The 25,221-nt window shown below is 37.6% G+C and carries 26 protein-coding genes; 19 read left to right on the forward strand and 7 right to left on the reverse strand.

Translation table 11 applies throughout. From position 1 onward, the window contains the following. Positions 1-74: 74 nt before the first annotated feature. From AC1VNJ_RS16185 to AC1VNJ_RS16215, 7 genes are all read left to right on the forward strand, one after another. Positions 75-1,019 carry a S66 peptidase family protein gene (locus AC1VNJ_RS16185; RefSeq protein ID WP_034266565.1) on the forward strand — a complete coding sequence of 315 codons (945 nt, stop codon included), beginning with the start codon at positions 75-77 and terminating at the stop codon, positions 1,017-1,019. Positions 1,020-1,050: 31 nt separating this feature from the next. After that, a complete protein-coding gene (locus AC1VNJ_RS16190; protein WP_098627149.1) occupies positions 1,051-1,959 on the forward strand; it encodes a C40 family peptidase in 909 nt (302 codons plus the stop codon). A gap of 12 nt (positions 1,960-1,971) precedes the next feature. Next, complete coding sequence (locus tag AC1VNJ_RS16195) at positions 1,972-2,979, forward strand: ABC transporter ATP-binding protein (protein WP_028414018.1); 1,008 nt, start codon at positions 1,972-1,974, stop codon at positions 2,977-2,979. 14 nt (positions 2,980-2,993) lie between these two features. After that, positions 2,994-3,755 (forward strand): serine hydrolase, encoded by a 762-nt coding sequence (locus AC1VNJ_RS16200; protein ID WP_235918765.1) that lies wholly within the window; start codon positions 2,994-2,996, stop codon positions 3,753-3,755. Between the two features lie 338 nt (positions 3,756-4,093). Continuing rightward, positions 4,094-4,645, forward strand: a complete 552-nt coding sequence (locus tag AC1VNJ_RS16205) for a hypothetical protein (RefSeq protein ID WP_013056190.1) — start codon at positions 4,094-4,096, stop codon at positions 4,643-4,645. A 109-nt stretch (positions 4,646-4,754) separates the two neighbouring features. Next, positions 4,755-5,282, forward strand: coding sequence for a GNAT family N-acetyltransferase (locus AC1VNJ_RS16210; RefSeq protein WP_034266572.1), 528 nt, complete (start codon positions 4,755-4,757; stop codon positions 5,280-5,282). Between the two features lie 86 nt (positions 5,283-5,368). Further along, the gene (locus AC1VNJ_RS16215; RefSeq protein WP_099000091.1) at positions 5,369-8,137 is read left to right on the forward strand and encodes a bifunctional diguanylate cyclase/phosphodiesterase; all 2,769 of its coding nucleotides are present in this window, start codon (positions 5,369-5,371) and stop codon (positions 8,135-8,137) included. A 15-nt stretch (positions 8,138-8,152) separates the two neighbouring features. Here the strand turns inward: AC1VNJ_RS16215 and AC1VNJ_RS16220 are convergent, their stop codons facing one another. Then, positions 8,153-8,455, reverse strand: a complete 303-nt coding sequence (locus tag AC1VNJ_RS16220) for a hypothetical protein (RefSeq protein WP_063246888.1) — start codon at positions 8,453-8,455, stop codon at positions 8,153-8,155. Between the two features lie 88 nt (positions 8,456-8,543). Continuing rightward, complete coding sequence (locus tag AC1VNJ_RS16225; RefSeq protein WP_028414007.1) at positions 8,544-9,095, reverse strand: TVP38/TMEM64 family protein; 552 nt, start codon at positions 9,093-9,095, stop codon at positions 8,544-8,546. 493 nt (positions 9,096-9,588) lie between these two features. On the opposite strand from AC1VNJ_RS16225, the gene AC1VNJ_RS16230 reads away from it, so the two are divergent. The 3 genes from AC1VNJ_RS16230 (at position 9,589) to AC1VNJ_RS16240 (ending at position 10,770) form a co-directional block, all read left to right on the forward strand. Then, positions 9,589-9,906, forward strand: coding sequence for a hypothetical protein (locus tag AC1VNJ_RS16230; RefSeq protein WP_028414006.1), 318 nt, complete (start codon positions 9,589-9,591; stop codon positions 9,904-9,906). A gap of 29 nt (positions 9,907-9,935) precedes the next feature. Further along, complete coding sequence (locus tag AC1VNJ_RS16235) at positions 9,936-10,118, forward strand: hypothetical protein (RefSeq protein ID WP_028414005.1); 183 nt, start codon at positions 9,936-9,938, stop codon at positions 10,116-10,118. 127 nt (positions 10,119-10,245) lie between these two features. Next, positions 10,246-10,770 (forward strand): cupin domain-containing protein, encoded by a 525-nt coding sequence (locus AC1VNJ_RS16240; RefSeq protein ID WP_028414004.1) that lies wholly within the window; start codon positions 10,246-10,248, stop codon positions 10,768-10,770. 33 nt (positions 10,771-10,803) lie between these two features. Here the strand turns inward: AC1VNJ_RS16240 and AC1VNJ_RS16245 are convergent, their stop codons facing one another. The 3 genes from AC1VNJ_RS16245 to desA form a co-directional block, all read right to left on the reverse strand. Beyond that, the gene (locus tag AC1VNJ_RS16245) at positions 10,804-11,406 is read right to left on the reverse strand and encodes a response regulator transcription factor (RefSeq protein WP_013056197.1); all 603 of its coding nucleotides are present in this window, start codon (positions 11,404-11,406) and stop codon (positions 10,804-10,806) included. Further along, complete coding sequence (locus tag AC1VNJ_RS16250; RefSeq protein ID WP_028414003.1) at positions 11,403-12,545, reverse strand: sensor histidine kinase; 1,143 nt, start codon at positions 12,543-12,545, stop codon at positions 11,403-11,405. The genes AC1VNJ_RS16245 and AC1VNJ_RS16250 overlap by 4 nt, the downstream gene beginning before the upstream one ends. 112 nt (positions 12,546-12,657) lie before the next feature. Further along, positions 12,658-13,701, reverse strand: coding sequence for a Delta(5) desaturase DesA (desA, locus tag AC1VNJ_RS16255; protein WP_028414002.1), 1,044 nt, complete (start codon positions 13,699-13,701; stop codon positions 12,658-12,660). 219 nt (positions 13,702-13,920) lie between these two features. Between desA and AC1VNJ_RS16260 the strand changes: the two genes are divergently transcribed. The 9 genes from AC1VNJ_RS16260 (at position 13,921) to AC1VNJ_RS16300 (ending at position 23,398) form a co-directional block, all read left to right on the forward strand. Beyond that, positions 13,921-14,316 (forward strand): ribosomal maturation YjgA family protein, encoded by a 396-nt coding sequence (locus AC1VNJ_RS16260; protein ID WP_028414001.1) that lies wholly within the window; start codon positions 13,921-13,923, stop codon positions 14,314-14,316. A gap of 157 nt (positions 14,317-14,473) precedes the next feature. Continuing rightward, positions 14,474-15,028, forward strand: a complete 555-nt coding sequence (locus AC1VNJ_RS16265) for a hypothetical protein (RefSeq protein WP_482641048.1) — start codon at positions 14,474-14,476, stop codon at positions 15,026-15,028. 260 nt (positions 15,029-15,288) lie between these two features. Further along, a complete protein-coding gene (gene cls, locus AC1VNJ_RS16270) occupies positions 15,289-16,791 on the forward strand; it encodes a cardiolipin synthase (protein ID WP_028413999.1) in 1,503 nt (500 codons plus the stop codon). Positions 16,792-16,826: 35 nt separating this feature from the next. Continuing rightward, positions 16,827-17,681, forward strand: a complete 855-nt coding sequence (locus AC1VNJ_RS16275) for a DUF1206 domain-containing protein (RefSeq protein WP_028413998.1) — start codon at positions 16,827-16,829, stop codon at positions 17,679-17,681. Positions 17,682-17,765: 84 nt separating this feature from the next. Further along, complete coding sequence (locus tag AC1VNJ_RS16280; protein ID WP_028413997.1) at positions 17,766-17,987, forward strand: spore germination protein; 222 nt, start codon at positions 17,766-17,768, stop codon at positions 17,985-17,987. A 157-nt stretch (positions 17,988-18,144) separates the two neighbouring features. Next, a complete protein-coding gene (locus tag AC1VNJ_RS16285; protein WP_224979988.1) occupies positions 18,145-19,650 on the forward strand; it encodes a LysM peptidoglycan-binding domain-containing protein in 1,506 nt (501 codons plus the stop codon). 283 nt (positions 19,651-19,933) lie between these two features. Next, on the forward strand, positions 19,934-21,130 hold the full coding sequence (locus tag AC1VNJ_RS16290) for a macrolide family glycosyltransferase (protein WP_482641049.1): 1,197 nt from the start codon (positions 19,934-19,936) through the stop codon (positions 21,128-21,130). A gap of 44 nt (positions 21,131-21,174) precedes the next feature. Next, positions 21,175-22,083, forward strand: coding sequence for a UTP--glucose-1-phosphate uridylyltransferase GalU (gene galU, locus AC1VNJ_RS16295; RefSeq protein ID WP_028413994.1), 909 nt, complete (start codon positions 21,175-21,177; stop codon positions 22,081-22,083). Positions 22,084-22,186: 103 nt separating this feature from the next. Continuing rightward, entirely contained in the window at positions 22,187-23,398 is a 1,212-nt protein-coding gene (locus tag AC1VNJ_RS16300) for a sugar efflux transporter (protein ID WP_028413993.1), read from the forward strand. A 36-nt stretch (positions 23,399-23,434) separates the two neighbouring features. On the opposite strand, the gene AC1VNJ_RS16305 is transcribed toward AC1VNJ_RS16300, so the two are convergent. After that, the gene (locus AC1VNJ_RS16305) at positions 23,435-23,599 is read right to left on the reverse strand and encodes a hypothetical protein (protein ID WP_167387311.1); all 165 of its coding nucleotides are present in this window, start codon (positions 23,597-23,599) and stop codon (positions 23,435-23,437) included. 115 nt (positions 23,600-23,714) lie between these two features. Beyond that, the gene (locus AC1VNJ_RS16310; RefSeq protein ID WP_028413992.1) at positions 23,715-24,938 is read right to left on the reverse strand and encodes an MFS transporter; all 1,224 of its coding nucleotides are present in this window, start codon (positions 24,936-24,938) and stop codon (positions 23,715-23,717) included. Positions 24,939-25,221 lie beyond the last annotated feature (283 nt).

Consider the following 25,221-nt stretch of genomic DNA (forward strand, 5'->3'; position numbering starts at 1 on the left):
TCAGAGGGGATTTCAATTCCCTTCTGACCCAAGTTTCACTTTCTTCATTTCTTTACACAAAAGGAGTGTAGCAAATGATCAAACCAAAACGATTAAAAAAAGGTGATACAGTAGCTGTTATTGCACCTGCTAGTCCGCCTAATCAGCACAATCTAAAAAAAGGACTAGAATATTTGAAGGAAATAGGATTAAACGTAGTAACGGGTGCGCATTTATATAAAAAAAACGGGTACTTGGCAGGGACTGATGAACAGCGAGCAGCCGATATACATGCGATGTTTGCCAATAAGGAAGTAAAGGCAATTATCTGTGCATGCGGAGGGTACGGGACTGCTAGGCTTGCCTCGCAATTAAACTACAATTTAATTAAGCAAAACCCAAAGATTTTTTGGGGATATAGCGATATTACGTTTTTACATACCGCTATTCATCAGCGCACAGGTTTGGTTACCTTTCACGGACCAATGCTTTCGTCGGATATCGGAAAAGAAGATGTTCATATAGAGACGAAGCAAGCTTTTTATCAATTATTTTCTCACCGTTCTTTTTACTATACGGATCAAATTAGCCCGCTCGACACTATTTGTGAAGGAGAAGCAACTGGTCAGCTGATAGGAGGAAATCTGACTTTGCTCGTGAGCACGCTTGGCACTCCATTTGAACTAGATACGAAAAATAAAATTTTATTTATTGAAGATATTGACGAAGAGCCGTATGAAATTGACCGCATGATGACACAGCTGTATATGGCCAATAAACTGCAGGATGCAGCGGGAATTCTTATCGGAGATTTCCATAACTGCTATCCTAAAAAACGTACAGAGTCGCTTTCACTAGAAGAGGCATTAACAAGTTACCTGACTTCTTTAAAAAAGCCTGTTATGAGAGGATTTCGCATCGGGCATTGCTCGCCTCAAACAGCTGTGGGAATTGGAAGTTATGCCACGATGTCGACTTATGAACGAATGGTGGAATTTGAATCCGGTATTACATTACCAAAAGATAAAGTCGAACGCTGAAGGTTAAACCTGCAGGGAGGAGAAATAAGTGATGGATAAAAAAGCGTATTACGTTTGTGTAGCTGTGGCGACTGTTTGGACTTCCTATGACTCTAGCAGAGAAATAGATGACAATGCAACAAGTGTCCCAGTAAAACTAGATAAATGGCTGGAGCAATTAACGTATACACGTCGGTTGGAGCTTTGTGAGAAAAATTTAGTTCAAACGCAGCTGTTACTAGGAGAAGAAGTATATGTAACGGAACTGAAAGGTAAATGGGCAAAAATCGTTATTCCTTCTCAGTTTTCTTCTAAAGATGAAAGAGGATATCCCGGGTGGGTTCCTTTCCACCAACTGATTTCCCAAGCTGAATATTCTCCATTGAATAAGCCAACGGCAGTGGTATCAGCAGCGATTGCGACACTGCAGCTAGCGGAAGAAGCCTTGCAAATTAGTTATCAAACGCAGCTGCCTCTTTTAAAAGAAGATAAAGAATGGCTAGAGGTTCAAACACCGGTTGGCACTGGGAGAATAAAACGTCAAGATGCTGTTGTAATAGAGGATAGAAACCGTAAAACAACAAAAGGAACTGGAGATATGATTATTGCAGCAGGAGAACAGTTTTTGAATCTTCCATATTTATGGGGGGGTATGAGTGCTTGGGGATATGATTGTTCCGGGTTTGCCTATGCTACTCATAAAGCAAACGGCTATCTTATTCCAAGAGATGCCACCGATCAAGCAAGGAAAGGCAAAGAAGTAGGATTAGACTCTATTCAACCCGGAGATTTATTGTTTTTCGCTTATGAAAAAGGGAAGGGGTCTATCCACCATGTTGGTATTTGTTATGGCAGAGGAAAAATGCTTCATTCACCTAAAACGGGTAAAACCGTCGAACTGATTGAATTAAAAGGAACGCTTTATGAAGAAGAGCTGTGCGCAGCCCGGCGCTATTATTAGGAGGTGGCAGTTATGACAGCGAAGCATTTGTTAGAAGTAAAGCAGCTGAGCAAATATTTTTCAATTACGAACAAGCAGGTTTTGAAAGCAGTAGACGGCGTGTCTTTTTATATTTCAAAAGGAGAAACCTTTGGACTTGTTGGTGAATCCGGCTGCGGAAAATCCACTGCCGGGCGAACAATCATTGGATTGTATAACCGTACATCAGGAGAGGTGCTTTATAAAGGGAAAAACGTGCATGAGCTATCAGAGAAAGAGAAATTTGCTTTTCATCGTAATATGCAAATGATTTTTCAAGATCCATATGCTTCACTGAATCCTCGTTCTACCGTAAAGGAGATTATCTCAGAACCAATGGAGGTTCACGGACTTTATTCCAATAAAAAAGAAATGCTGAACCGGGTGTATGAGCTGCTAGAAGATGTGGGGCTAAATCGTGATCATGCCAACCGCTATCCTCATGAGTTCAGCGGCGGGCAGCGCCAGCGCATAGGGATTGCGAGAGCTTTAGCGTTAAATCCAGAATGCATTATTGCAGACGAACCTATTTCTGCTTTAGATGTATCTGTACAGGCTCAAGTAGTTAATTTATTAAAAAAACTCCAAAAAGAAAAAGGGTTAACTTATTTATTTATTGCACATGACTTGTCGATGGTAAAGCATATAAGCAATCGTATTGGAGTTATGTATTTAGGGCATTTAGTAGAATTAACAACAAGTTCGGAGCTGTATCAAAAACCGCTTCACCCATACACTCAAGCTCTACTGTCAGCTATTCCTATTCCTGATCCTGACGTTGAGGATAATCGGAAGCGGATTGTTCTTAAAGGAGAATTGCCAAGCCCCATTAACCCTCCCTCTGGCTGCGTATTTAATACACGCTGTCCTCTTGCAGTAGCAGCCTGTAAGACTCAAAAACCAGAGTGGCAGGAAGTTGAAGAAAATCATTTTGTGGCCTGTCACTTATACAATCAAAAGATAATGAGTACCAACTATATTGAAACAGCTGCGACAAAATGATGGAAAAAGCAAGAGTGAAAATAGAAGATGCAGTTACGAAATGGAAACGGAGTAATAATGGACTTATACGGATTCATATTGAAGGGAAAGAATCCATACAGATTAATTCTTTTATCCAACAACGAGCAGCAAGTACAATCAAGCTGCTGCTTGCAATAGAGGCGTTTCGTCAAATTGATGAGGGCATCTTGGCTTTAACATCTGTCATTCAAAGAATGGAAAAAAATACGGTTGGCGGAGCAGGTGTACTTAGAGCTCTTCCGCGGTTAACACATATTAAAGTGGAAGAGCTGCTTACCCTTATGATAATGGTTTCTGACAACACAGCTACAAATGAGCTCATTTCTTTAGTAGGATTTGAAAAAATTAACGAATGTGCTAAAAATCTAGGATTAAAGAAAACCGTTTTAAACCGCTATATGATGGACGAAACAGCTGTTAAACAAGGGATTGATAATTATACGTGTGCCTCTGACGTAGTAAAGTGCCTAAAGGAAATATGTGAAGGAAACTTTTTGCGAAAATCTAGTTGCGAAAAAATAATGAGAATGCTAGAAATGCAGCAGTTTCGGCATAAGCTTCCAGCACGTATAGGATCAGCGTTTCAAGCTGCGAATAAGACTGGAGAACTACAGGGAGCGGAACATGATAGTGCTATTCTCATGCGAGGTAACGAAACGTATTATGCCGTTGTTTTGATAGATGGACTAAGTGACAATGAACAGGGAAGGAGATTGATTACTGATATTGGATACCTTCTGTCATCTAACATCTAAAAATCTTTTGACCATTTCAATAAGCGGGGGTAGTTTGGTCTCTTTTTATTTAATGTCTTCCATCAAAGAAAAACTCACATGTACTAATAATAAATGCTTGTCTTCTCAGATTTTGGCGAGACCGTTGTTTGCAGTGCTGGATTTGTGCTAGTAATAGATAAACATGTTCTTTTTCATAAAATTTTATGAAAAAATAATGATAAATCATTCATCCTATACCAACTTATTCATATTTTTTATATAATAGAATAATAGTATATATTTTAAACGAATAGTGAATGTCTATGCCAATTAGCAAGGAGCATGAAATTATTCGATTCATAAATGGTGGTGTATGTATGGCAAACGAACATGTAATGATAGATATTATAAAAGCATTTAAACGCAATTCAACTGAATCCATTGCCATGGATTTAATTAAGGAAGTGCGAGGGACATTTAGTCCTTTACCTAAATATATAGCGGATTTAATTGATGAGCTGAGAAAATTAAATTTAAAAGACGAAGTGATCAGTGTAATCTTGTATCAATCTGTATATGTGGCGGATCATCAATTTAATATTAAAGATACCATTACCAATCGTCAGTTTGTAAAAGATACGATTGAAATGGGCAGAAGATGGGTGCATCAGTACGGCCGAATTGAAACAGTAGAAGAAGCAATTCATATTGCAGAGCAAGTGTCTACAAAAGAGGACTTGCCTCATCATTTGCAAACAGCAACAATTGACGAAAAAATTACGCTTGAGGTGCAGCTTGATCATCAAACATATGAAATGTTAAAAAATATAGCGGTTTATTATGATCATCATTCCTATGAACAGTCAATGACTGTAGCAATTAATCGTTTATATACGCAGCTGCGCGATGCACAATCAAAAAATAGTTAAATGTCAAATCTCACATGTTCCGTGCACCATGTGAGATTTTTTAAGATGTGAAAGAGGCGCAGATGAAAATGTCTTGCTCCATCATTCATCAAAAGGAGGGAGAACATAGATGAGGGTATATTTATCTCCTCTTCAAGAAAAAGATGCTTCTAAAGTTTTTGCATATTGGTCGGATGAAGAGGTTACGAGATATATGAATATTGAGCCCTTTACGACGCTTTATCAAGCGGAAAGCATGATTGCACTTCTTCAAAGTTTGACGAAAGAAGGGAAAGCAACACGCTATGCTATTCGATTAAAGACTTCCGATGAGATTATTGGAACCTGCGGTCTAAACCGTATTGATTATGATAAAAAGCAAGCAGAGATTGGGTATGATTTAGGCAGACCTTTTTGGAAAAAAGGCCTCATGACAGAAGCGCTCTGCCTTTTGCTAGAAAAAGCTTTTGAAGAGTTTCATATACGGGAGATTGAAGCAAAAGTCGATCCTAATAATAAAGATTCAATTACGCTTTTAAAAAAATTCTCGTTTCAATTAAAAGAGGCGTATAAGTCAGATGATTGTACGTGTTTATACACCGTCAATAAAGAAAAAGTGAGCGCGATATTGTCAGGACGCTCAAAAAGTAAGAAGTAAATCCAACAGAAGTTCTTTTGAAATAGTAAATATTTTTAGGCCTTAACCGATAACAAAGAAAAGAACGAATTGAAGGAAGGTCATGAATGAATCATCATACACATTTACTAGAAGGGACGTACAATGAGTTACTCGTTACACTTTCTTTCCTTATCGCTATTACTGCGGCGTACGCTTCTTTTGGGTTAGCTAATCGTGTGAAAATTTCCCGGGCAAAATTTATTCAGTTTTGGTTAATCAGCGGGGCATTTACATTGGGAGTAGGCATTTGGTCCATGCATTTTATTGCCATGCTTGCTTTTCACTTGCCCGTAGATGTTTCATACAATTTATGGTTTGTTCTTCTCTCAATCTTGGGAGCGATAACAGGATGTTATATAGGCCTTTACCTCATTCACAAACAAAAGAAAAGCATGAAGGCACTCACCATTGCGGGGAGCTTTATGGGAGCTGGAATTGTTTTTATGCATTATTCCGGCATGATGGCAATGGAGCCCATTATGATTTCATATGATCCATTTGTCGTTTTTCTCTCTATTCTCATTGCTGTTGCTGCTTCTAATACAGCTTTGTGGCTTGGTTTTTACTCAAAGCTAAATGAAGGGAAGCTTACCGTTTTTGCTAAGCTTATTTGTTCTACTATTATGGGCATTGCTATTGCTGGTATGCACTATACGGGCATGCAGGCAGCTTCTTTTTCAGGAATGCGAATGCCTGAACAATCAAACGGTTTTGCTTTAAATCCACTATATTTATCCGCCGTTATTATTTTTTTTGTTGTCTGCCTATTTACGGCTGTGTTTTTAACCATTTTTATGGATCGACGCGTACAAAAACAAGAAGTTTTAAAATGGGCTTTTTTTGAATCTGCCCTGGATGCTATTTTGGTGATTGATGAAAAAAGACATGTTTTATCGCTCAATTATGCAGCAGAAACGCTTTTCTCTCTTAAAGCATCAGATGTAATCGGGAGTGATGTTGTTAAGCTGCTGCCCTTCTATAAATTTTCTTCTCTACAAGACGGACGGACTGAGCACTCCCTTTTGATAAGTAATAGAGAAGTTACGGTTGAGATAACGGTGATGGCGGTAGCGATTGAAGAGACGGTTGAGTATATGCTGTATATACGCAATATGACGCAAGAGCGTGAAGCGGAAAAAACGTTGATTGAAGCAAAAAATCGTTATGAAAACTTGTTTTACTCCTCTCCATTGGCAATTATGGTCCATCGAGAAGAAGAGGTCGTGTCCGTGAATGATGCTATGATTCAGCTTTTAGGAGTAACGGAAGACCAGCTCGTTGGGAAATCGTTATATGATTTCTTTTCATCTGAACAAGTTCCTGATATTAAAAAAGGATTGAAGGCAGTAAGAGATAGAAAAGATGAGCCAAGACCTCCATTAGCCCAGTTGAAAATGTTTAATGCGTTAGGTAAGGAACTCTTTTTAGAAGTAAAATCTACGCTCATTCAAATTAATGGAGAGACGCTTTTTCAGACAGTAACTAGAGATGTAACGGAGCAGAAAAAAGCTCAAGAATCGCTTCAATATATGGCTTTTCACGATATGCTAACAGATTTACCAAATCGAAGTATGTTTTCAAACATTGTAGAGAAATCCATTGATTCAGCAGCTGCTTCAGGAAAAAAGCTTCATTTCTTATTTTTAGACCTCGATCGTTTCAAACAGGTAAATGACACGCTTGGTCATCATGCTGGAGATCAGCTTATGCTTCAGGTGGTCGATCGAATGAAGAGTTGCCTAAGAAACCAAGATGTTCTTTCACGTTTTGGAGGAGATGAGTTTTTAGTTTTACTGCATGATAGGACGGATGAAGAAGTGAGAAAAATCTGTCAATCATTAAATGACTGCTTATCCACTCCTTTTGTAGTGCTATCGAGAGATGTTTATTTAGGGGTAAGCATCGGAGTTAGTTTATTTCCTAAAGATGGAAGTTCGCTTGAAGTGCTAGTTCGCCATGCTGATTTAGCGATGTACGAAGTCAAAAAACAAGGGCGTAATCATTATCTGTTTTATCAAAAAGAAATGCAGGTTCATACTACGCGACGAATGAGAATTGAAGATGGTTTACGAAAGGCTTTTGAGCTGGGCGAAATGGAGCTTCACTATCAGCCGAAAGTCAATATTCAAAGTGGCCATATTGTTGGAGTGGAGGCTTTGATCCGGTGGACTCACGCCGAGATGGGCGTTATTTCTCCCGCAGAGTTTATTCCGATTGCTGAAGAAACAGGCGTGATTGTTACATTGACGAAATGGGTATTAAAAAAAGCGTGCCATCAAAATAAGTATTGGCAGCTGAAAGGACTTCCTCCCTTAAAAATGAGTGTGAACATATCAAGCGTGGATTTTGGTACAACAGATTTTGTTGATTATGTGTTAGATGTCTTGCGTGAAGTAGAGTTAGAATCACGATATTTAGAACTTGAAATTACGGAAAGTGTAACGATGAAGCATGTTGAGCAAACAATCGAAAAGCTACAAATTTTAAAAGATGCAGGAGTATTTATTTCGATTGATGATTTTGGCTCAGGATATTCCTCATTCAGCTATATTCAGAAGCTGCCTATTCATACGCTGAAAATTGACCGGTCTTTTATTAAAGATTTAGATCCTAATACAACGGAAGTATCGATTGTCAGAGCCATTATTACACTAGCCAAAAGTTTGCAGCTATCCGTCGTAGCAGAAGGTGTAGAAGAAGTTGAACAAGTAGAACTTCTTCATAAAGAAAAATGTGATGAAGTGCAGGGATACTATTTCTCCAAACCGATTTCAGCGCAGGAATTTTATGAGAAATTTCATAAAATCGAAGAAAAAATGGAATTTGTTCATTAATGTAAAAAGCTGTTCTTATTTAAAAGAACGGCTTTTTACATGTAAGGTCAGAGCTAACAGTTTATACAATACATAGATTCCAAGGTATGCACCGGTTAATAAAAAAGCTGAATTTAAAAAGATTGCATGAATGCTCGTCATAAAAACAGTATGATTTTTTAAGATACGATAGATAGAAGCAGCGGCTATATTTCCAAATACTAGCGCTGAAAGAAGGGCTAGCGTATTAAAAACTAGTTCTGCTCCTTTCCACTTTAGTGAGAAAAAAAGCATGATAATAGGAACAATAATACTTGCAGAAACCAACAGGAAAATCAATGGACCATCTCCAATACGTTATCTTATTACAGTTACATAGGATAATGTTTTTACTTATTTTTAGATAGTCTTCCCTTTTTATAGTCTGTTAAGCTTTTTTCTTCCATTTTTTACTTATATAAAAAAGTAAAGTAATGGATAAAACCACTAAGATGATTTTTCCTTGCATAGATCCTTGTGAAATATGATAAACCGAATAAACTTCAATAAAAAGCGCTGGAATTTTTCCAAGTGCGCTAGCAGAAATGAATACCGCAAAGGAGCCTTTTCCTACAGCACTGAAGAATGTAATGAGGCCTGATGGAACAAAGGGAAGTAATCGCAAAGAAAGAATGAATATAAAACTCTCTTTCCCTTGTACGCGCAGCAGCTTTAGCCACTTGGAGTGAGAAGGTGTTTTGGTATGAACAAGTGTACGGAAACCTTTTCGGTACAGCCAAAAAGAGAGAGCTACACCTAAAACTTCTCCAATAAAAGAAAGTAAAAATCCATTCCAAAAACCAAATAATTTTACGTTTACGAACGTAAGGGGCGCGCTTGGAAATACGCCCGTAATGCTAATAAGGATGTTCAAGAGAACACTAATAAGCTCTGCTGCTTCTAAATGTTCAAGCAGAAATGTTTGAAGATAGTCAGTCATGGTTATACTCCCGTTTATGTTTTATATGTAGGGCTAATTTAAGCTCATTTTCTACTATTATATAATTTTTGGCATGAAATAAGCAGTCAGCAGTTTATAAAAAACGAAACAGGGTAACTACTTACTAATGAAAGACGATTTACTGATTTGAAGGGATGGACAACTCATGTTGAAATTTTTGCTTGTTATTGTGGTTGTATTATTAATTATTATGATTTTTAAACGCATTATCCGAAAATAAAAATGCTAACTAAGCAGCTCGTGAGACCTTTCTCACGAGCTCTTTTGCGGAGCTATTCGGCAGCTCAACAATACACTTTTTACTGTGATGAATATCACTGCAGCTAAAGAAATGAAGGGGTAAGATAGAAATGGGAGGGAGGTATATGGAGCTAATATTCTATCTCAGCACTTATTTATCAGGGGGAGCTATCGCATTATGGCTAATTAATGCAGCGTTTAATGGATTATTAAAATAACAGAGGGAGAGAAAATGAACGATTCTAAAGGTATATTTAACAATAAAGAAAGAAAGCTTGCTCGCTATTTGGAGACGTACACAACCGAGCAAATTTTAAACGAAGCAGGTATGTCTTCGTCTGCTGCGTTATATGAGTTGAAAAAAATAAGATTACCGCGGGCAGTTGCTAATACGATTGTTTATTACGTACTGGCAACCAATAATCAAAAGCTGGTTATGTACAAACTGCTCATGTTAGCGGGCGTTTGTAAAAAGCTTGGCATTCAAGATGCACAGGCAGCCCTCACTTTTATCAAAAAATATTACGTTTGTCATCAGCATTTACACTAAAAAGCACATCTGTCTGAGGGGGAAAAGAGATGAATATTGTCCCGTTTAAGCAGCGTTCATCTGCGGAAATTTATCAAGATAAAGAACAGCCGTTTCAATGTTTCATTGAGGGAGATCGATTTCAGTTAGATTTGTATATGACGTATTTATTTCATCGCTGTCATTCTAGCAGGTATAGATATAGCCGTGTTAACAGAAAGGGTAGGATGTAATGATAAGATACCGGTGGTAAGCGGCTTCATTTTCCTAATGGAATAATGAAGCCGTTTGTTGTGTTAGAAAGAATGATTTACTATGATGTAGTTAATGATAAAAGAAAAAAGGAAGGGAAGGAACGTAATGGATTTACATAATTGGGAATATTGGATTTCAAAGCTTGAGCTGCAGCCTCATCCAGAAGGAGGGTTTTATAAACAAACCTATCGTTCTAATGATGAAATTTCTGATAAAGAAGTGTCATCTCAGTTTGATGACAAACGATTTCTATATACGAGTATTTACTTTTTATTAAGGTCTCACGATGTATCGCATTTCCACCGGCTGCAATCAGATGAATTATGGTACTATCATGGGGGAAGTTCTTTAACCATTCATATTATCTACCGCGACGGAACCTATCAAGAAGTAAAACTAGGTACAAACTTAGAAAATGGAGAAGTTCCTCAATTTTTAGTTCCAAGAGATACCATTTTCGGTTCCTCTGTCGCAAATGAGAATACGTTTTCCCTGGTAGGGTGTATGGTCGCACCAGGCTTTGATTTCCGTGACTTTGAATTATTCACAAAACAGCAGCTGCTTGATGAATTCCCCGAGCATGTCGTGATCATCGACAAATTAGGGTACGATAAACTCCCAAATGATTAAAAAGCATGCATCTCGGTTTGATGCATGCTTTTTTCATTTGAACCATCCTTTTTCCTTAAAGCGAGTAATGGCTTCAATGCGATTCTTTACTTCGAGTTTGTCCAGAATGGTAGAAATATAGTTGCGCACTGTTCCGGTCTTAATAGATAGTTCGTCAGCAATTTCCTTTGTGTTTTTTCCATCAGCTACTAGAGCTAATACTTCTTTCTCTCTAGCAGTAAGAGGACTGGTAGATTCACTATATAAGTCATCCACTAATTCTGGAGCATAGAGGCGTCTGCCTGCCATCACGCTTCGAATTGAATTTGCGAGTTCTTCACTTGGACTATCTTTTAGCAAGTAGCCACTTACGCCTGCTTTCAAAGCTCTTTGAAAATAGCCGGAGCGAGCGAACGTTGTTAAAATGATGACTTTGCAGTTTAAATCTTTCAGTTCCTCTGCAGCTTCAAGCCCAGTTTTAAGTGGCATCTCGATGTCCATTACGCATATGTCTGGCTGGTGCTGCTTAGCAAGTGATACCGCTTGTTCCCCATTTGAAGCTTTTCCGACAACTTCCATGTCATCTTCTAAATTTAACAAAGAGCCTAAAGCTCCTAACATCATTTGCTGATCTTCGGCAATGACAATTCGAATCATAATTGTTCCTCCTTAATATGTTTGACGATGTTTGGAACTGTAATATGAATAATCGTCCCCCCTTGACTGGAGATATCAAGATGGCCGTTTACAAACTCCAACCGCTCTTTCATTCCTAAAAGTCCGTTTCCTTCCCAGCAGGTTTTTTTCGTATTAATACCCACTCCATTGTCTTCTACCGTTATGCCTACTTCTTTTGCAGACTGATGTAAAGTAATCGTGCAAACGGTGGCTTGACTATGTTTGACCACATTGGTTACGGCTTCTTTTAAGCACATGCTCAGAATATTTTCAATTAGCAAAGACACATTCTCTAATGAAATATCCTTTTCTCCTACAAACGTAATTTCGGCAGCTTCTAAAAGCTCTTGAACGCGTTTTAGTTCTTCGCTAAGGCGAATTCCACGCATTTGAGAAACCATTTTTCTCACTTCATTAAGAGCCGTGCGCGCTGTTTGCTGGACATCTTTTAATTCAGATTTTGCTTTTTCAGGATCTTTTGCAATAAGTTTTCTTGCTAAATCACTTTTTAGACCGATAAGAGACAGCTTTTGTCCTAGCGTATCGTGCAAGTCGCGAGCTATACGCTGGCGCTCTTCCTGTTTTACAAGCTCAGAAATACGTTTATTTGCATCTTCCAGCTGTTCTTCCAGCCGGTCTCGCTTCTTCCGGTTATAAATGCTAAATGGCAGTACAATTACACTAATGGAAATTACAAAAATGAAAGGCAGCTGTTTTAAAAAGATCTCTTCTTGCATAACAACGTTAAAGTTTACCGAAATAACGGTGCTGATCAAATGAACAGCATACAAAGTGAAGAAAGCGAGCCGTTTTTGGATATTTCCAATAAAATAAGCGATAAAAAAAGCGAAGTAAAAGGCAAAGTAAATATAATTAAAAATCGTTGTTAGTGCTAAGGAAATGACGATTAATAAAGCCGTCCATACGTAAACGGACTTGTCTGTTGAAACAAATGCAAAACGATAGAAAATAAAAAATAAGATGGTGAGTAAAGAGCCAAGAATAATGTGATTCATGGATGAAGACTGTAAGATAAAATAAAATGGTAAAATGGCAAATACCGTCCATATGTAAGGAGATAGCCCAGTGATTTTTTGGAAAAACGTATATTTTTTCATAAAGAACCTCATTTGTTTGTTAAAATACACTATTAGTTTACCACAAAGTAGAATGAAATAAGTTTAGGCGAATAGATAAAACAGTCAAGCTTTTGAAAGCTTGACTGTTTTATTAAAGTTCTGCTTTTGTTTGAGAAGAAATTCTGCTTGCTTTTGGTGCAGCTGAGCGTTTTTTTATTTCTTTAAAGCTCACAAACATTTTGTTTTCTTCATCCCATAAACGGAATCGAAGAGAGCGAAGGCTTGTTGCGAGTGTAATGGTTGGTACATTTTGAAGAGGCTGTGTGTGTTGATGAACAGCTTCAAGCTTATAGTTGGGCACTCTTGGGCTTAAATGATGTACGTGGTGAAACCCGATATTGCCTGTTAGCCATTGCAAAAGTTTTGGAAGCTTGTAAAATGAACTTCCTTCAACGGCTGCTTTTACATAATCCCAGTGCTCATCTTCTTCAAAATAAGAATCTTCAAACTGATGCTGTACATAAAACAGCCAAATTCCAATTGAACCTGAAATGAAGAAAATCGGTCCTTGGATTAATACAAACGCCTGCCAACCTACCAACCAGCAGGTCGCTGCTGCTAATGCAACAATCAATACATTTGTAAGATACGTGTTCATTCTCTCTTTTTTCTTCGCATTTTTTCGATTGAATCGGTTTGTAATCAAAAATACATATATAGGTCCCACGCCGAACATAACGAACGGGTTGCGATAGATACGGTAAGCGATTTTTTTCCAAATAGAAGCTTCTTTATATTCCGTTACGGTTAACACCCAAATGTCACCCGTACCTCTTTTATCTAAGTTGCTGCTTGTTGCATGGTGAATGGCATGGCTATGTCCCCATTGACTGTAAGGAAACATCGTTAACACACCGGTAATTGTTCCGAGAATTTTATTGTGTTGTCTACTCTTAAAGAAAGAGTAGTGACAACAGTCATGAAAAATAATGAATATTCTTACTAAAAACCCTGCTGCGATGACAGTTAGCGGAAATGCTAAAAAATAAGAAATTGAAAGGCTCTCATAAGCGAGAAACCATAGTGTGAAAAAAGGTAAAAAAGTATTAATCAATTGTCTTATGCTGTCTTTCATTACTGCTTTTTCAAAGGGTGCAACTTGTTTTCGTAAATTCTTTTGTTTTTGTATAGTCATATGAAATTCCTTTCATCACCATATATTATCCTCAGTATAAAGGGATTTTTCTGACTATTTAAGACATACGTGTCATATAGAAACTATGACACTTGTCATATATACGTAGGGGGAAGCTGTAAAAAATGAAAAAAAGCGGTATTTAACAGTTTGCGGTTCTGATAAAATTATACAGTGAAGGCTTATTGTGACGGAGCATTTAAGAAAAAGGAGTTTGAAATGAATAAAAGAAATAGATGGGTATACCTGCTTCTAGCTATTGTTGTCATGGGAGCAGGCCTATTATCAAGAAAACTTACTGCGTATCTTCCTCACATCGTAAATATATATGCGGGAGATTCGTTATGGGCCTTAATGATTTTTGTCAGTGCGGGTTTTTTGTTTCCTACATGGAAGACAAAAATGATTGGTATGTTTGCTATAGTGTTTTGTTACTTCATTGAATTTACACAGCTGTATCACGCTCCTTGGATTGATGACATAAGAAAGACTGCGCTAGGAGGGCTCATTTTGGGGTATGGCTTCTTATGGAGCGATATACTAGCCTATTCGATTGGAGTCGCGGTAGGAATGAGCTGGGAGTATTATAGATATCGATTTAAAAGACCCGCCTAGCAAATACGTTTCAATGAATCTTAGAACTCAGCTGAGGATGGAATAAGCCGTAGGGTTATGAAGCAGGATGTATATACATAAAAATAAACTTATGCATAAAATTTTTTATTTAAAACCTATTATCTATTCGTTGAACGAGAGGAAGAGAGGGGATTATTTGAATTTAGTAGCCTGGATGATTATTGCATGTGAAATCGCTTTTTGGATAGTCATCATTTTAGGATTAGCAACAAGGTATATGTTTAAAAAACAAAAGCTCAGTTTTTTTATTTTAGCTTTAACACCTGTTGTTGATTTTTTTCTTCTGATTGTGACGAGCATAGACCTTTACGGAGGTGCTACAGCGACTTATGCTCACGCTATTGCAGCCGTGTATATTGGAATTTCGATCGCTTTTGGAAAAAGTATGATTCAATGGGCAGATGAACGCTTTCAATATTATGTGATGAAAAGTGCAGAAAAACCTCGTAAGCGCTATGGAAAAGAATATGCAAAGCATTATTTTAAATCATGGATACAGCATCTTCTTGCTTATGCTATTGGGGCAGCTCTTTTAGCGGCGATGATGTATATAGTACCAAATGGAAAAACTAACGTGCTGCAAAATGTAGTGGAAGTTTGGACAGTTATTGTAGGAATTGATTTCTTATTATCTCTTTCTAATTTCGTTTGGCCTAAAAAAGAAAAAGAGTCTGGTTATACTAACTCATAAAAAGGCATCGATGCTTGAAAAGCCAGTGAAAAAACCTCCCTGTAAGGAGGTTTTTTGTTTTACCATCCAGGGTATAGGTATATGAATGATGCTTGTCTGAGGTAGTTCAGTTTAGTTGCTTAAGCGGCTAAACTGCTTTTTGTGCAAATATATGTACATTTTATGTAGCATGCATGATAAGAATTCTGTGTATTCCATATACTACCTCATATGAAAGGTAGGCAAGTGATACAATACAGTTTGTTTTTAGGAGAGCTTTTATGAAAAAACGCCGGTTGGACTTTATTTTTTTATTTATTATTTTACTTTCAATTTATGCTTTCTTTTTTACCTCTATTGATATTCATTGGAAGTATGCCTTAGTTGGATTATATGGTGTCATCATTTTCATTTGTATGTATTCACTTATGCTTGAAAATCGAACGCCTGAAAGTACGTTGGTTTGGATGTATGTCCTCTTTTTCTTCCCTGTTGCAGGCTTTTTCTTTTATTTGTATTCAGGACAGCTCTATTTAAAGGGGCATATGTTCAAAAAAAAGCGTATGCATAACCGAGAGATGCTTAGAAAGATGGCAGATAAAGAAACGACGCCTGATCTATCAACGCTTCAATCTCATCAGCGTTACTTTGCTCAGTATCTTCAATGTGTATCTTTGACAAAAATGAATGTTCATACAAAAACCTACGTCCTTAAGAACGGGCAAGAAACGTTTAACGAAATCAAAAAGCATTTGCAGTCAGCAAAACATTTTATTCATATGGAGTACTACATGTTTCACTCAGATTCGTTAGGAAAAGAAATCATTGATATTTTAATTAAAAAAGCAAGTGAAGGTGTAGAAGTGCGCTTTACATTCGATACAATGGGAAGCTTTACACTATCGGGTTCAGATATTAAGCGAATGAAAAAAGCGAATGTTAAAGTGCATGCGTTCTTACCTATTAAGTATGGATTTTTTAATCAAAAATTCAACTTTCGAAACCACCGTAAAATAGTTGTAATTGACGGGGAAGTAGGTTTTGTAGGAGGGCTGAATGTAGGCGATGAGTATTTAGGGAAAAATAAAAAAATCGGTTTTTGGCGAGATACCCACCTGATGTTAAGAGGTGAATCTGTTCAAACCTTACACTCGATTTTTATGTTTGACTGGGAATACGTTTCGGGGGAATGCTTAATTAACAATGAATCATATACAAAACCTCATCGTGTTGAAGGCGAAGGGTTCGTTCAGGTAGTGGCGACGGGGCCAGATACGCAGGAAAATATGAGCGACTATTATTATACAATGATTACAAGCGCGACGAAGTCAATTTGGATTTCTACCCCATATTTTGTTCCAAACGAAGCTATAAGAACTGCTCTTCGTATTGCGGCTAGAAAAGGTGTAGAAGTACGAATTATGGTGCCGGAAATTAATGATGGCTTTCTGACTCAATATGGAACGAGATCATATTTTGCTGAACTTCTTCGCTGTGGAATTGAAGTATATTCGTATCAAAAAGGGTTTTTGCATCAAAAAATCGTGATTATAGATGGAGATATGGCTTCAGTAGGTACTGCAAATATGGATATGAGGAGCTTTCATCTGAACTTTGAAGTTAATGCATTTTTAATTGACGGAGAGACAATTCAAACGCTCATCAAAAACTATGAAGAAGATATGGAAGACAGTCATTTGATCAAGCCAGTAGCATTTTACAAGCGAAGCTTAGTAGAACGTTCGAAAGAATCATTTGCGCGCTTATTTTCAGGTGTTTTATAAAATAAAGTTTGTTTTCAAAAAGCAGGAGGAAACGTATGGGTGAATCTCCATTTGTTAAAAAAGATACGTTTGGTCGAAAGTTACATCGCTTAAAAGAACGTACTAAACCATTTGTCGTGCGTTTTTCACGGTTTGGTCATGTGGCTCAAGGTGTGGTCTATTTTATCATCGGTATATTAGCGATTCAGACAGCTTTCGGATTAAAAGGCGATTTGGTTACTTCTCAAGGAGCCCTACACACAATTGCAAAGCAGCCGTTTGGATTTTTAATTTTAATCGTTTTAGCAGTAGGTTTAAGTGGATATGCGTTTTGGCAAATCATTTCTGCTATTTTTGACCCTCACCACGTTGGGCATGGTGTAAAAGGCGCTTTTACTCGTTTAGGCTATTTAGTTGTAGCCACGTTTTATATTAGTCTTTGTGTGAGTTCGGTAAGAATTTTGCTTCATGCTCACGTTCATACGTCAGGTAAGCATTATCAAACGGTATCAGCCAAGCTGTTATCTTATCCCTTTGGGCAAACCATCATTGCGCTTACAGGTATCGGCGTTATTATCTTTGGGATTGGACAAGTATATTGGGCTCTTTCAGGACGCTTCCTAAAAAAACTAAAGAAAAACGAAATGTCAAAAGAAGAGTGGCGATGGAGCGGGCATATTGGAAAAGCGGGTATTATTGCTCGAAGTATCGTCTTTGGGATTATTGGCTTCTTTCTTATTCGCACGGCTCTTCAAGCGGATCCAGACGAAACGAAAGGATTAGATGGAGCCCTTGCTGAAGTAGCGCAGCGTCCTTTTGGGTCTGTACTGCTGGCTATCGTATCAATCGGGCTTATGGCATACGGAGTATATATGTTTGCAGAATCAAGGTATAAACGAATTGATCCTTAATAAAATTTAAAAGATGAAAAAGCTACTTTTTAGCCTTCTGCTCATATCATATAGCAGATAGATAGTGAACAGGAGGAGAGGCAGATGCCATCGGTAGTAGGAGCCGTAAATATCTCGAATGTATTGGTTTCATCTTCAGTGGAGTTTGGTGATTGTCTGGCTATTAAGCCAAAGAGTACAGCTTTTACAACAGTCGGTTCTGGTAGCGGGAACACAGGAAACTTTATGAATATTACAAGCAGTGCCAGTACCGCCAATACAATTGATATGGATATTAACGATCAAAATGTAGTGGGAAATGCATAAGAAACGAAAGCTTATCGTCATCGGACGGTAAGCTTTTTTATTTGAGTTTGACGTATACCCAGACGTTTCTTTACCACAATGTACCTCTAGGATTCTATCTTATAGGAGTAGTAAACTAGACAGGTGATGTCAAAAAGTGGGGAGGCGAGATTATCAAATGAAGAAAATATGTATGAGCCTACTTATTCTCTGTCTTTTCAGTGGAGGATTGGCCCCAATAAGTAAAGGAGACGCTGCTTCTTCAGTAGGCACTGTCAAAGGTGATAATGTAAATGTGTATCGTTCTCCATCTTTACATTCTTCGGTTGTTCAGACAGTGAAAAAAGGAGAAGAATTTCCTGCTATTTCATCTGAAGCGGGAGATGCAGCTCAAGTTATCACCCATAAAGTAGTGCTAGGAAATACACTATGGCTACTAGCTAAACAATATGGTGTAACAGTCAGCGAGCTAATAAAACAAAATCAGCTAAAAACGACGGAGTTAACTCCGGGGCAAACGCTGAAAATACCACCAAAAGGCTTGTTACATAAAGTAGTATCAGGAGATACGCTTTGGAAAATCTCTGTAAAGTACGGTGTAAAAGCGACTGAATTAACAAAGTTAAATCAGCTATCATCAACAAATATTAAGCCTGGACAAATGCTTATTATTCCTGATTACTATGTACAAGTACAGCTTTTGGAAGGGAAAAAGGGCTGGATCAAAAAATCTGATTTAGCACAAAAGAAGCATCAGCCAGTAGTTATGGGCTGGAGCTTTAATGAAAAAACAGCAGGCTATGCAGAATCGATGAAACAAAAGAACTTAGACGTTGTTTCACCACGCTGGTTTACGCTAACGCGGAGTGACAAAGTTGTTTCATCTTCTATAAATCCATCGTATGTTCAAACGGCTCACAAAAACGGCAAAAAAGTCTGGCCGCTCATCGGTAACAATTTCGATGATGTGCTGACAAGTGACGTCCTAGGCAATAAAGCAAAGCGGCAAAAGCTTGTATCGTCAGTCGAAAGTTCGCTTGTGAAAACAAACAGTGACGGTATTAACGTTGACTTTGAAAATATTAATATCAAAAACAAACAAGATTTTGTTTTATTTATTAAAGAATTAAAAGCAGCGTTAAAGCCTCATGGTATGACCGTTTCAGTAGACGTAACACGAGAGAATAATGATCCGTTTTGGTCAGGAAGCTTTGATCGAAAACAGATTGGTCAAGTGGCAGATTACGTCATTATGATGGGTTATGAAGAACACTGGGGAGGAAGTCAGGTTCCAGGGTCTGTGGCTTCGCTGCCTTGGGTGAAAGAAGGAACAGAACTTCTTATGAAAGATGTACCTGCACACAAAATCCTGCTGGGAGTTCCTTTTTATACGCGAGAATGGAAAACGGATCTATCGACCAAAAAAGTTGTCACAAAAGACTTAACGATGAAAGAAGCCGAAGCAATTATCTCTTCTAAAAAGTTAACTAAAAAATGGGACAGCCAAGCCTCTCAGTACTATGTAGAATACACCGAAAATGGTACGAAGCATCAAATATGGCTCGAAGACAAAGCATCTATGCAGCGCCGGGTTAAATTAATTAATGACTATCATTTAGGCGGGGCGGCAGCTTGGTATATTGGTTCAGAAACATCAGATATATGGGAGTTATATAACTTCTAAATAAAAAACACACCTCATGCTTAAGCTAGGTGTGTTTTTTATTTTCATCATATTGAAGCGTATACATCTATTTACAAACGAGATAAATTTTACAATATTTGTTTTTCTTGAGTTAATTTATAACTATATTCCAAAATGAGCCTATTTAACCTTTTTTTAGTTGAAAACGCTTAATGACTTTACGATAAAGATAATTTATAGTAAATTCAGTTTCTATACAATAAATTTACCAAATGAATAATTAAGTGATTTAATTATTAACTAAGTGAAAGGAATGGATGTTATGGGAAATGTATTAGTAATAGGCTTTCCAGGTGAAGGACATGTGAACCCTTCTTTAGGAATTGTAAAAGAATTAATGGCTCAAGGGGAGAAGGTCGTCTATTACGGCATTGAAGACTATGCTGAAAAAATCCGAAAAGCAGGAGCGGAATTTCGTGAATACGAAGATTTTCGTCCAAGTCTTGATATGAGCAACCGTATGACCAAAGAAGAGTCTTATGACCGCTATGAAATAATGAATTTGTTTTTAAATGAATCTGAAAATATTATTACTAAAATTATGAGTGAAACGAAACATGAAACATATGATTATGTACTTTATGATTATCACCTTTTAGCAGGTTCCGCTGTGGCCGACCTTCTTCAGCTTCCAAAGGTTTCTCTTTGTACGACGTTTGCGTTAAATAAGGAGTTAGCAACTTGTATGATGCCAAGTGGTCAAACAGAACCTGACCAATCTTCCTTTTATCCTCAATTCGAAAAATCATTAAATAAGTTCAACAGCCAATATAATACGGAGTTAAAAGACTCCATGGACATTATGTCAAATCCAGGGGATATTACGTTAGTATTTACGTCAGAATTCTTTCAGCCGCACGTATCTGAATTTACGAGTGAGTACAAGTTTATTGGTCCTTCAATTGTTAAACGACTAGATATTGAAGATCCTTCTTACTTACAAAATGAAAAAATTATTTTTGTTTCTATGGGAACTATTTTTAATCAGCAGCTAGAAATCTATAACTTATGTATAGAAGCATTAAAAGATTTTGAGGGTAAAGTTATTTTATCTATTGGTAAAAATACAAAACCTGAAGAATTAGCACACATTCCAGAAAACTTCGTTGTAAAACAATACGTACCGCAGCTAGAAATTTTAAAACGTGCGGATTTATTTATTACTCACGGCGGAATGAACAGCAGCAGTGAAGGATTATACTACGATACACCGCTTGTCGTTATTCCAATGGCAGTGGATCAATTTATGGTGGGCGATCGCGTGCAGGAGTTAGGAGCAGGCGTGAAATTAGATAAAAATAATGTATCTGCTGAGCTCATCAAAAATACAGTTAACGACGTTTTAACTACTCACACATATAAACAGCATGCACAACAAATCGGAGAATCACTTCGCTCAGCGGGAGGATACAAGCAAGGTGTGAAAGAAATTTTCAAGATGGTGCCTGTTAAAGCGTAATAGATGTAAGACAGCTAGATAACTAACAGAGAGGAGTAAATCATATGCAGACTATAAAAAAAGCAGTTATACCAGCAGCAGGGTTAGGTACTCGTTTTTTACCCGTTACAAAATCTATCCCAAAAGAAATGCTTCCAATTGTAAATAAGCCCGTCATTCAATTTATTGTGGAAGAAGCCTTAAAATCAGGCATCGAAGATATTTTAATTGTTACAGGAAACGGAAAACAAGCGATTGAAAATCATTTTGACCATAATATTCAATTAGAACACTTGCTTCATCAAAAAGGAAAGACCGAACTATTAGAGGAAATGGAGCATATCTCTGAACTAGCGAATATTCATTACGTTCGTCAAAAAGAAATGAAGGGCCTTGGCCATGCGATTGGCTGTGCTCGACAATTTATTGGAAACGAACCGTTTGCAGTTTTACTTGGAGATGACTTAACAGACCCAGATCAGCCTTGTTTAAAACAGCTGATTGACCAGTATACCCAAACGGGATCGTCGGTTATCGGCGTGCAGCGCGTAGAGGAAGAAGCCGTTCATCGTTACGGGATTATAGATCCAAAAGCAAATAAAAACCGATTATACGAAGTGAATGGTTTTGTAGAAAAACCATCAGTCGAAGAAGCTCCGTCTAATTTAGGAATTATTGGACGCTATGTATTTACACCTGACATTTTTGATTATCTTGAAACGCAGGAAGCTGGAAAAGGTGGGGAGATTCAGCTAACGGATGCTATTCAGCGTATGAATATAGACCGTTCTATTTATGCTTACGAATTCGAAGGCGAACGTTATGATGCAGGGGAAAAATTAGATTTTATTTTTACGACCCTTGCTTTTGCGTTAAAAGATGAAGAATTAAAAGCACCTCTTTTAACTAAATTCAAAGAGCTGATCAACAAGGAAGAACAAAAAGAAAAAATTGCTGTACAAATTGGAAAATAACCTTCATTTACACACCTTTCTTCTACTGTTTCTTGAAGAAAGGTGCGTTTTTTTGCGAAAATGGAACGTTTGACAGCTGGATAGAAAGAGTTGAAATGAGTTTATGTCGAAAGCAGAAAATTCGTTTGTATCAGGCATAAAGATTGTATTTACAGACCGGGATTTTCGAACGATTTTTATTTCATTATTTATTATTGGGTTGTCTGTTGGCGGCTTTATGCCTTATTTAACGGTTTGGGCAACAAATACATTGCACGCCACTTCGTTTCAAGCAGGATTTTTATTTGTCCCAATGAGCATTCTTGGTTTAATCGTCTCGTTTTATTTGGCTTCTTTATCAGACAAATGGGGAAAACGAAAGCCATTTATTATTTGGGCCTTACTGATTGGAACCATTTCAAGAGTTCCCTTAGCGTTTACGCATTCTTATACAATAGCACTCATTTTACTTGCTATAGGAGGGTTTAATGCGTTTTCTTTTTTCTTTGCTCTGCTGAATGATTTTATTGTTAAAAAGGAAGAAAGTAAATCGCAGGCAGGTACGATTACCGGTACTGTGCGAATGGCATTTTCACAAGGCTATATTTTTGGACCGATGCTCGGAGCTTTAATCATTGACCACGGAGGGTATACTCTTTTATTTTTACTATCAGGGTTGTTATCGCTGGCAACTTTAGTGTGGGTTCTTTTTGCGCTTAAAGAAGACAGTATGCCTCAACCTTCAGCGCATGCATCTTCAAAAGCGCCAGCTGGTATACCTTCTGTATTAATAGCTGTATTCGTAGCAGCTCTTTTCATTTTTGCGGGGGACTCCGGTCGTTCTATGTATTTGCCGCTGTATGTAACAGATACATTAAAGCAATCCGTTTCGATTGTAGGTATTCTCTTTACCGTAACATCTGTTTTTGAGCTAGTATTTATGCCATTAGGAGGCTATTTTTCTGATAAGATTGGCGTTAAACGATTCTTTATTATTGGAATAGCTTGCCAAGTGCTTTATTTTATTTTAACGAGTCTTCATCTACCGCTGAGTGGATTAATTGCGCTTCAAGTATTTTATGCTTTCATTCTATCCGCTACAATGGGAGTTGGCATGGTGTATGCTCAGTCACTGGCCCCGCGTCAAATTGGACTAGCCACGACGGCATATATGACAGCTATACAAACTTCAGCAGTTGTCAGCAGCTTAGCTATGGGGTCACTAGTTAGTGTGATTCCGTTGCCTTCTACTTTTTACATTTTAGCTGTTTTTGCGGTTATTTCAGGTGTAATGTTTCTATTGATGAAGCAAAAATCAGCTGAGGAAGTGAGCTGAAAAGTTAAGAAGAGGTTGAGATATTACCAAATTAATCTAATCTAAAGACAAACAAATAGTATGCATGAGCTGCACTGCTTGTGACACCGCAGTTGATTTCCATGCAAGTCTTCGCTTTCCGCGGGTGGCCGATGAGCCTCCTTGCGGGGTCTCATCTGTTCCACTTTCCCCGCAGGAGTCTTCGCCTTGCCCTCCAATCAACTGCTAGAAGGACCTAAAGAAATGACACATACGTTCACCATAACAAAAAACGAACCATTCATTAATGGTTCGTTTTTTTTACTTTCTCTAAAATACTTTTGCCCCAGCCTCTTTTTTATGAGGCTGTTTCTTGAATTTGTTCGCGGGGCTTTTTATTTAAAATTTTGCGGTAGCGGTAATTAACAAAAGCCGCCGCCGCCATACCTACTACTGAAAGCATCGCATCAAAGATAAAGATAATTGAAATATGTCCCGTTTTAGACATGAGGCCTGTTGCTAAAGGCAATAAAATTGCAGCTAATCCAGCAGCGGTCGCTACAATTCCTGTAACCGTTCCTTTTTTGTTCCAGAAAAGCTCGGTCATAACGGTAATCGCTAATTGAAAGACCCCAGCCGTAGAAAATCCCATGAAAAAAGCAGCTGCAATTGCAATAGCAGGTACTTTAACAAATAGAAGCGTAAGTACAGCGATAAGGGTAATCATCGGGTAAACGAGAATAACCGTTACAGGACGAAGCACTTTGCTTAATAATACGGCTAATACTAAAACAGAGATTAAAGCTCCGATGCTGTAGTAGCTTAAAAGGCGAACCGAGCTGCTTTCAGCCATACCTAATACTTGTTGACCATAAGTAGGAAGCCAAATTTGAGCCACTGTAAACAGAGCTGTAGAAGTAAATCCAATCACAATAAGAGCGATTCCTTCTTGTTTCATGTTAGGAGGAGAGATAAATTTATTCTCTTCTGTACTTTGCTGTTGAACTGTATTCTGTTCGCGTTTATGATTGGGAAAAGGCAGTTTGAACATAAAGATCATATTTAGTAAATAAATAAGAGCGGGAAGGAAAAAAGCATACCCATAAAACAAATCACGATCCGCAAAAAAGGCAATCATAAACGGCAGAAGCGCTGCTCCAGCTGATATAAATGCTTTTACAAGAACACTGGCTGAACCTGAAGATTTAGGAAAAACTTCAATCAAAGCAGGGTATGTTCCAGCGTCCATAGCAGAGTTTGCAATACCAGCAATAATGGCAAAGATAAAGGCTGTTTGATAATTTGGCGATAATGGAATGCCAATTAAGAAAATAGCCATCGTCAGAGACGAAACAATAATCAAAGGTTTTCGTCCGACTTTATCAGACAAGATGCCTGATAGAGAATATGAAAGCAATTTTCCAATTCCGATAGCAGAAATGATATAGCTGATTCCAGCACCGTCGGTATTTAATTGTTTTGTCAAAAATGACATATTTGATGCAAGCATGATATTGACCATGCCAAGTAGAAAATAGTTAATATACATACCTGAAGCTGACAGCATGTACTTATTTTTCATCGTTTACACATCCTTACGTAAAAAAGCTTATATGAAATGGATAAAAGCAATCACCCAGCCCTCCTTTTTTCATCGTTATTTATAAACCTACTTCCATGATAAGTTTATGAAGACATTACCTTTACCTTTTATCATTGGATTTATTCAGTTCTTTTTAGTATGCGACTAAATGCGTGCATCTAGTGCTTCAAATCAATATGAAATCTATTCTAACATGTTTTTAGCGCTTTAAACCAAAAAAGTGATATTTTATAAAAAAATCCTATCTTCTTTCGCGGCTTCA

This window comes from Priestia sp. 3CA3 (genome assembly GCF_056836725.1).

Bases quoted from the DNA above. Each gene is read 5' to 3' on its own strand.
- AC1VNJ_RS16185 (WP_034266565.1), top strand. From the start codon at position 75: ATGATCAAACCAAAACGATTAAAAAAAGGTGATACAGTAGCTGTTATT.
- AC1VNJ_RS16190 (WP_098627149.1), top strand. From the start codon at position 1,051: ATGGATAAAAAAGCGTATTACGTTTGTGTAGCTGTGGCGACTGTTTGG.
- AC1VNJ_RS16195 (WP_028414018.1), top strand. From the start codon at position 1,972: ATGACAGCGAAGCATTTGTTAGAAGTAAAGCAGCTGAGCAAATATTTT.
- AC1VNJ_RS16205 (WP_013056190.1), top strand. From the start codon at position 4,094: ATGGCAAACGAACATGTAATGATAGATATTATAAAAGCATTTAAACGC.
- AC1VNJ_RS16210 (WP_034266572.1), top strand. From the start codon at position 4,755: ATGAGGGTATATTTATCTCCTCTTCAAGAAAAAGATGCTTCTAAAGTT.
- AC1VNJ_RS16215 (WP_099000091.1), top strand. From the start codon at position 5,369: ATGAATCATCATACACATTTACTAGAAGGGACGTACAATGAGTTACTC.
- AC1VNJ_RS16225 (WP_028414007.1), bottom strand. From the start codon at position 9,095: ATGACTGACTATCTTCAAACATTTCTGCTTGAACATTTAGAAGCAGCA.
- AC1VNJ_RS16230 (WP_028414006.1), top strand. From the start codon at position 9,589: ATGAACGATTCTAAAGGTATATTTAACAATAAAGAAAGAAAGCTTGCT.
- AC1VNJ_RS16235 (WP_028414005.1), top strand. From the start codon at position 9,936: ATGAATATTGTCCCGTTTAAGCAGCGTTCATCTGCGGAAATTTATCAA.
- AC1VNJ_RS16240 (WP_028414004.1), top strand. From the start codon at position 10,246: ATGGATTTACATAATTGGGAATATTGGATTTCAAAGCTTGAGCTGCAG.
- AC1VNJ_RS16245 (WP_013056197.1), bottom strand. From the start codon at position 11,406: ATGATTCGAATTGTCATTGCCGAAGATCAGCAAATGATGTTAGGAGCT.
- AC1VNJ_RS16250 (WP_028414003.1), bottom strand. From the start codon at position 12,545: ATGAAAAAATATACGTTTTTCCAAAAAATCACTGGGCTATCTCCTTAC.
- desA (WP_028414002.1), bottom strand. From the start codon at position 13,701: ATGACTATACAAAAACAAAAGAATTTACGAAAACAAGTTGCACCCTTT.
- AC1VNJ_RS16260 (WP_028414001.1), top strand. From the start codon at position 13,921: ATGAATAAAAGAAATAGATGGGTATACCTGCTTCTAGCTATTGTTGTC.
- cls (WP_028413999.1), top strand. From the start codon at position 15,289: ATGAAAAAACGCCGGTTGGACTTTATTTTTTTATTTATTATTTTACTT.
- AC1VNJ_RS16275 (WP_028413998.1), top strand. From the start codon at position 16,827: ATGGGTGAATCTCCATTTGTTAAAAAAGATACGTTTGGTCGAAAGTTA.
- AC1VNJ_RS16280 (WP_028413997.1), top strand. From the start codon at position 17,766: ATGCCATCGGTAGTAGGAGCCGTAAATATCTCGAATGTATTGGTTTCA.
- AC1VNJ_RS16285 (WP_224979988.1), top strand. From the start codon at position 18,145: ATGAAGAAAATATGTATGAGCCTACTTATTCTCTGTCTTTTCAGTGGA.
- AC1VNJ_RS16290 (WP_482641049.1), top strand. From the start codon at position 19,934: ATGGGAAATGTATTAGTAATAGGCTTTCCAGGTGAAGGACATGTGAAC.
- galU (WP_028413994.1), top strand. From the start codon at position 21,175: ATGCAGACTATAAAAAAAGCAGTTATACCAGCAGCAGGGTTAGGTACT.
- AC1VNJ_RS16300 (WP_028413993.1), top strand. From the start codon at position 22,187: ATGTCGAAAGCAGAAAATTCGTTTGTATCAGGCATAAAGATTGTATTT.
- AC1VNJ_RS16310 (WP_028413992.1), bottom strand. From the start codon at position 24,938: ATGAAAAATAAGTACATGCTGTCAGCTTCAGGTATGTATATTAACTAT.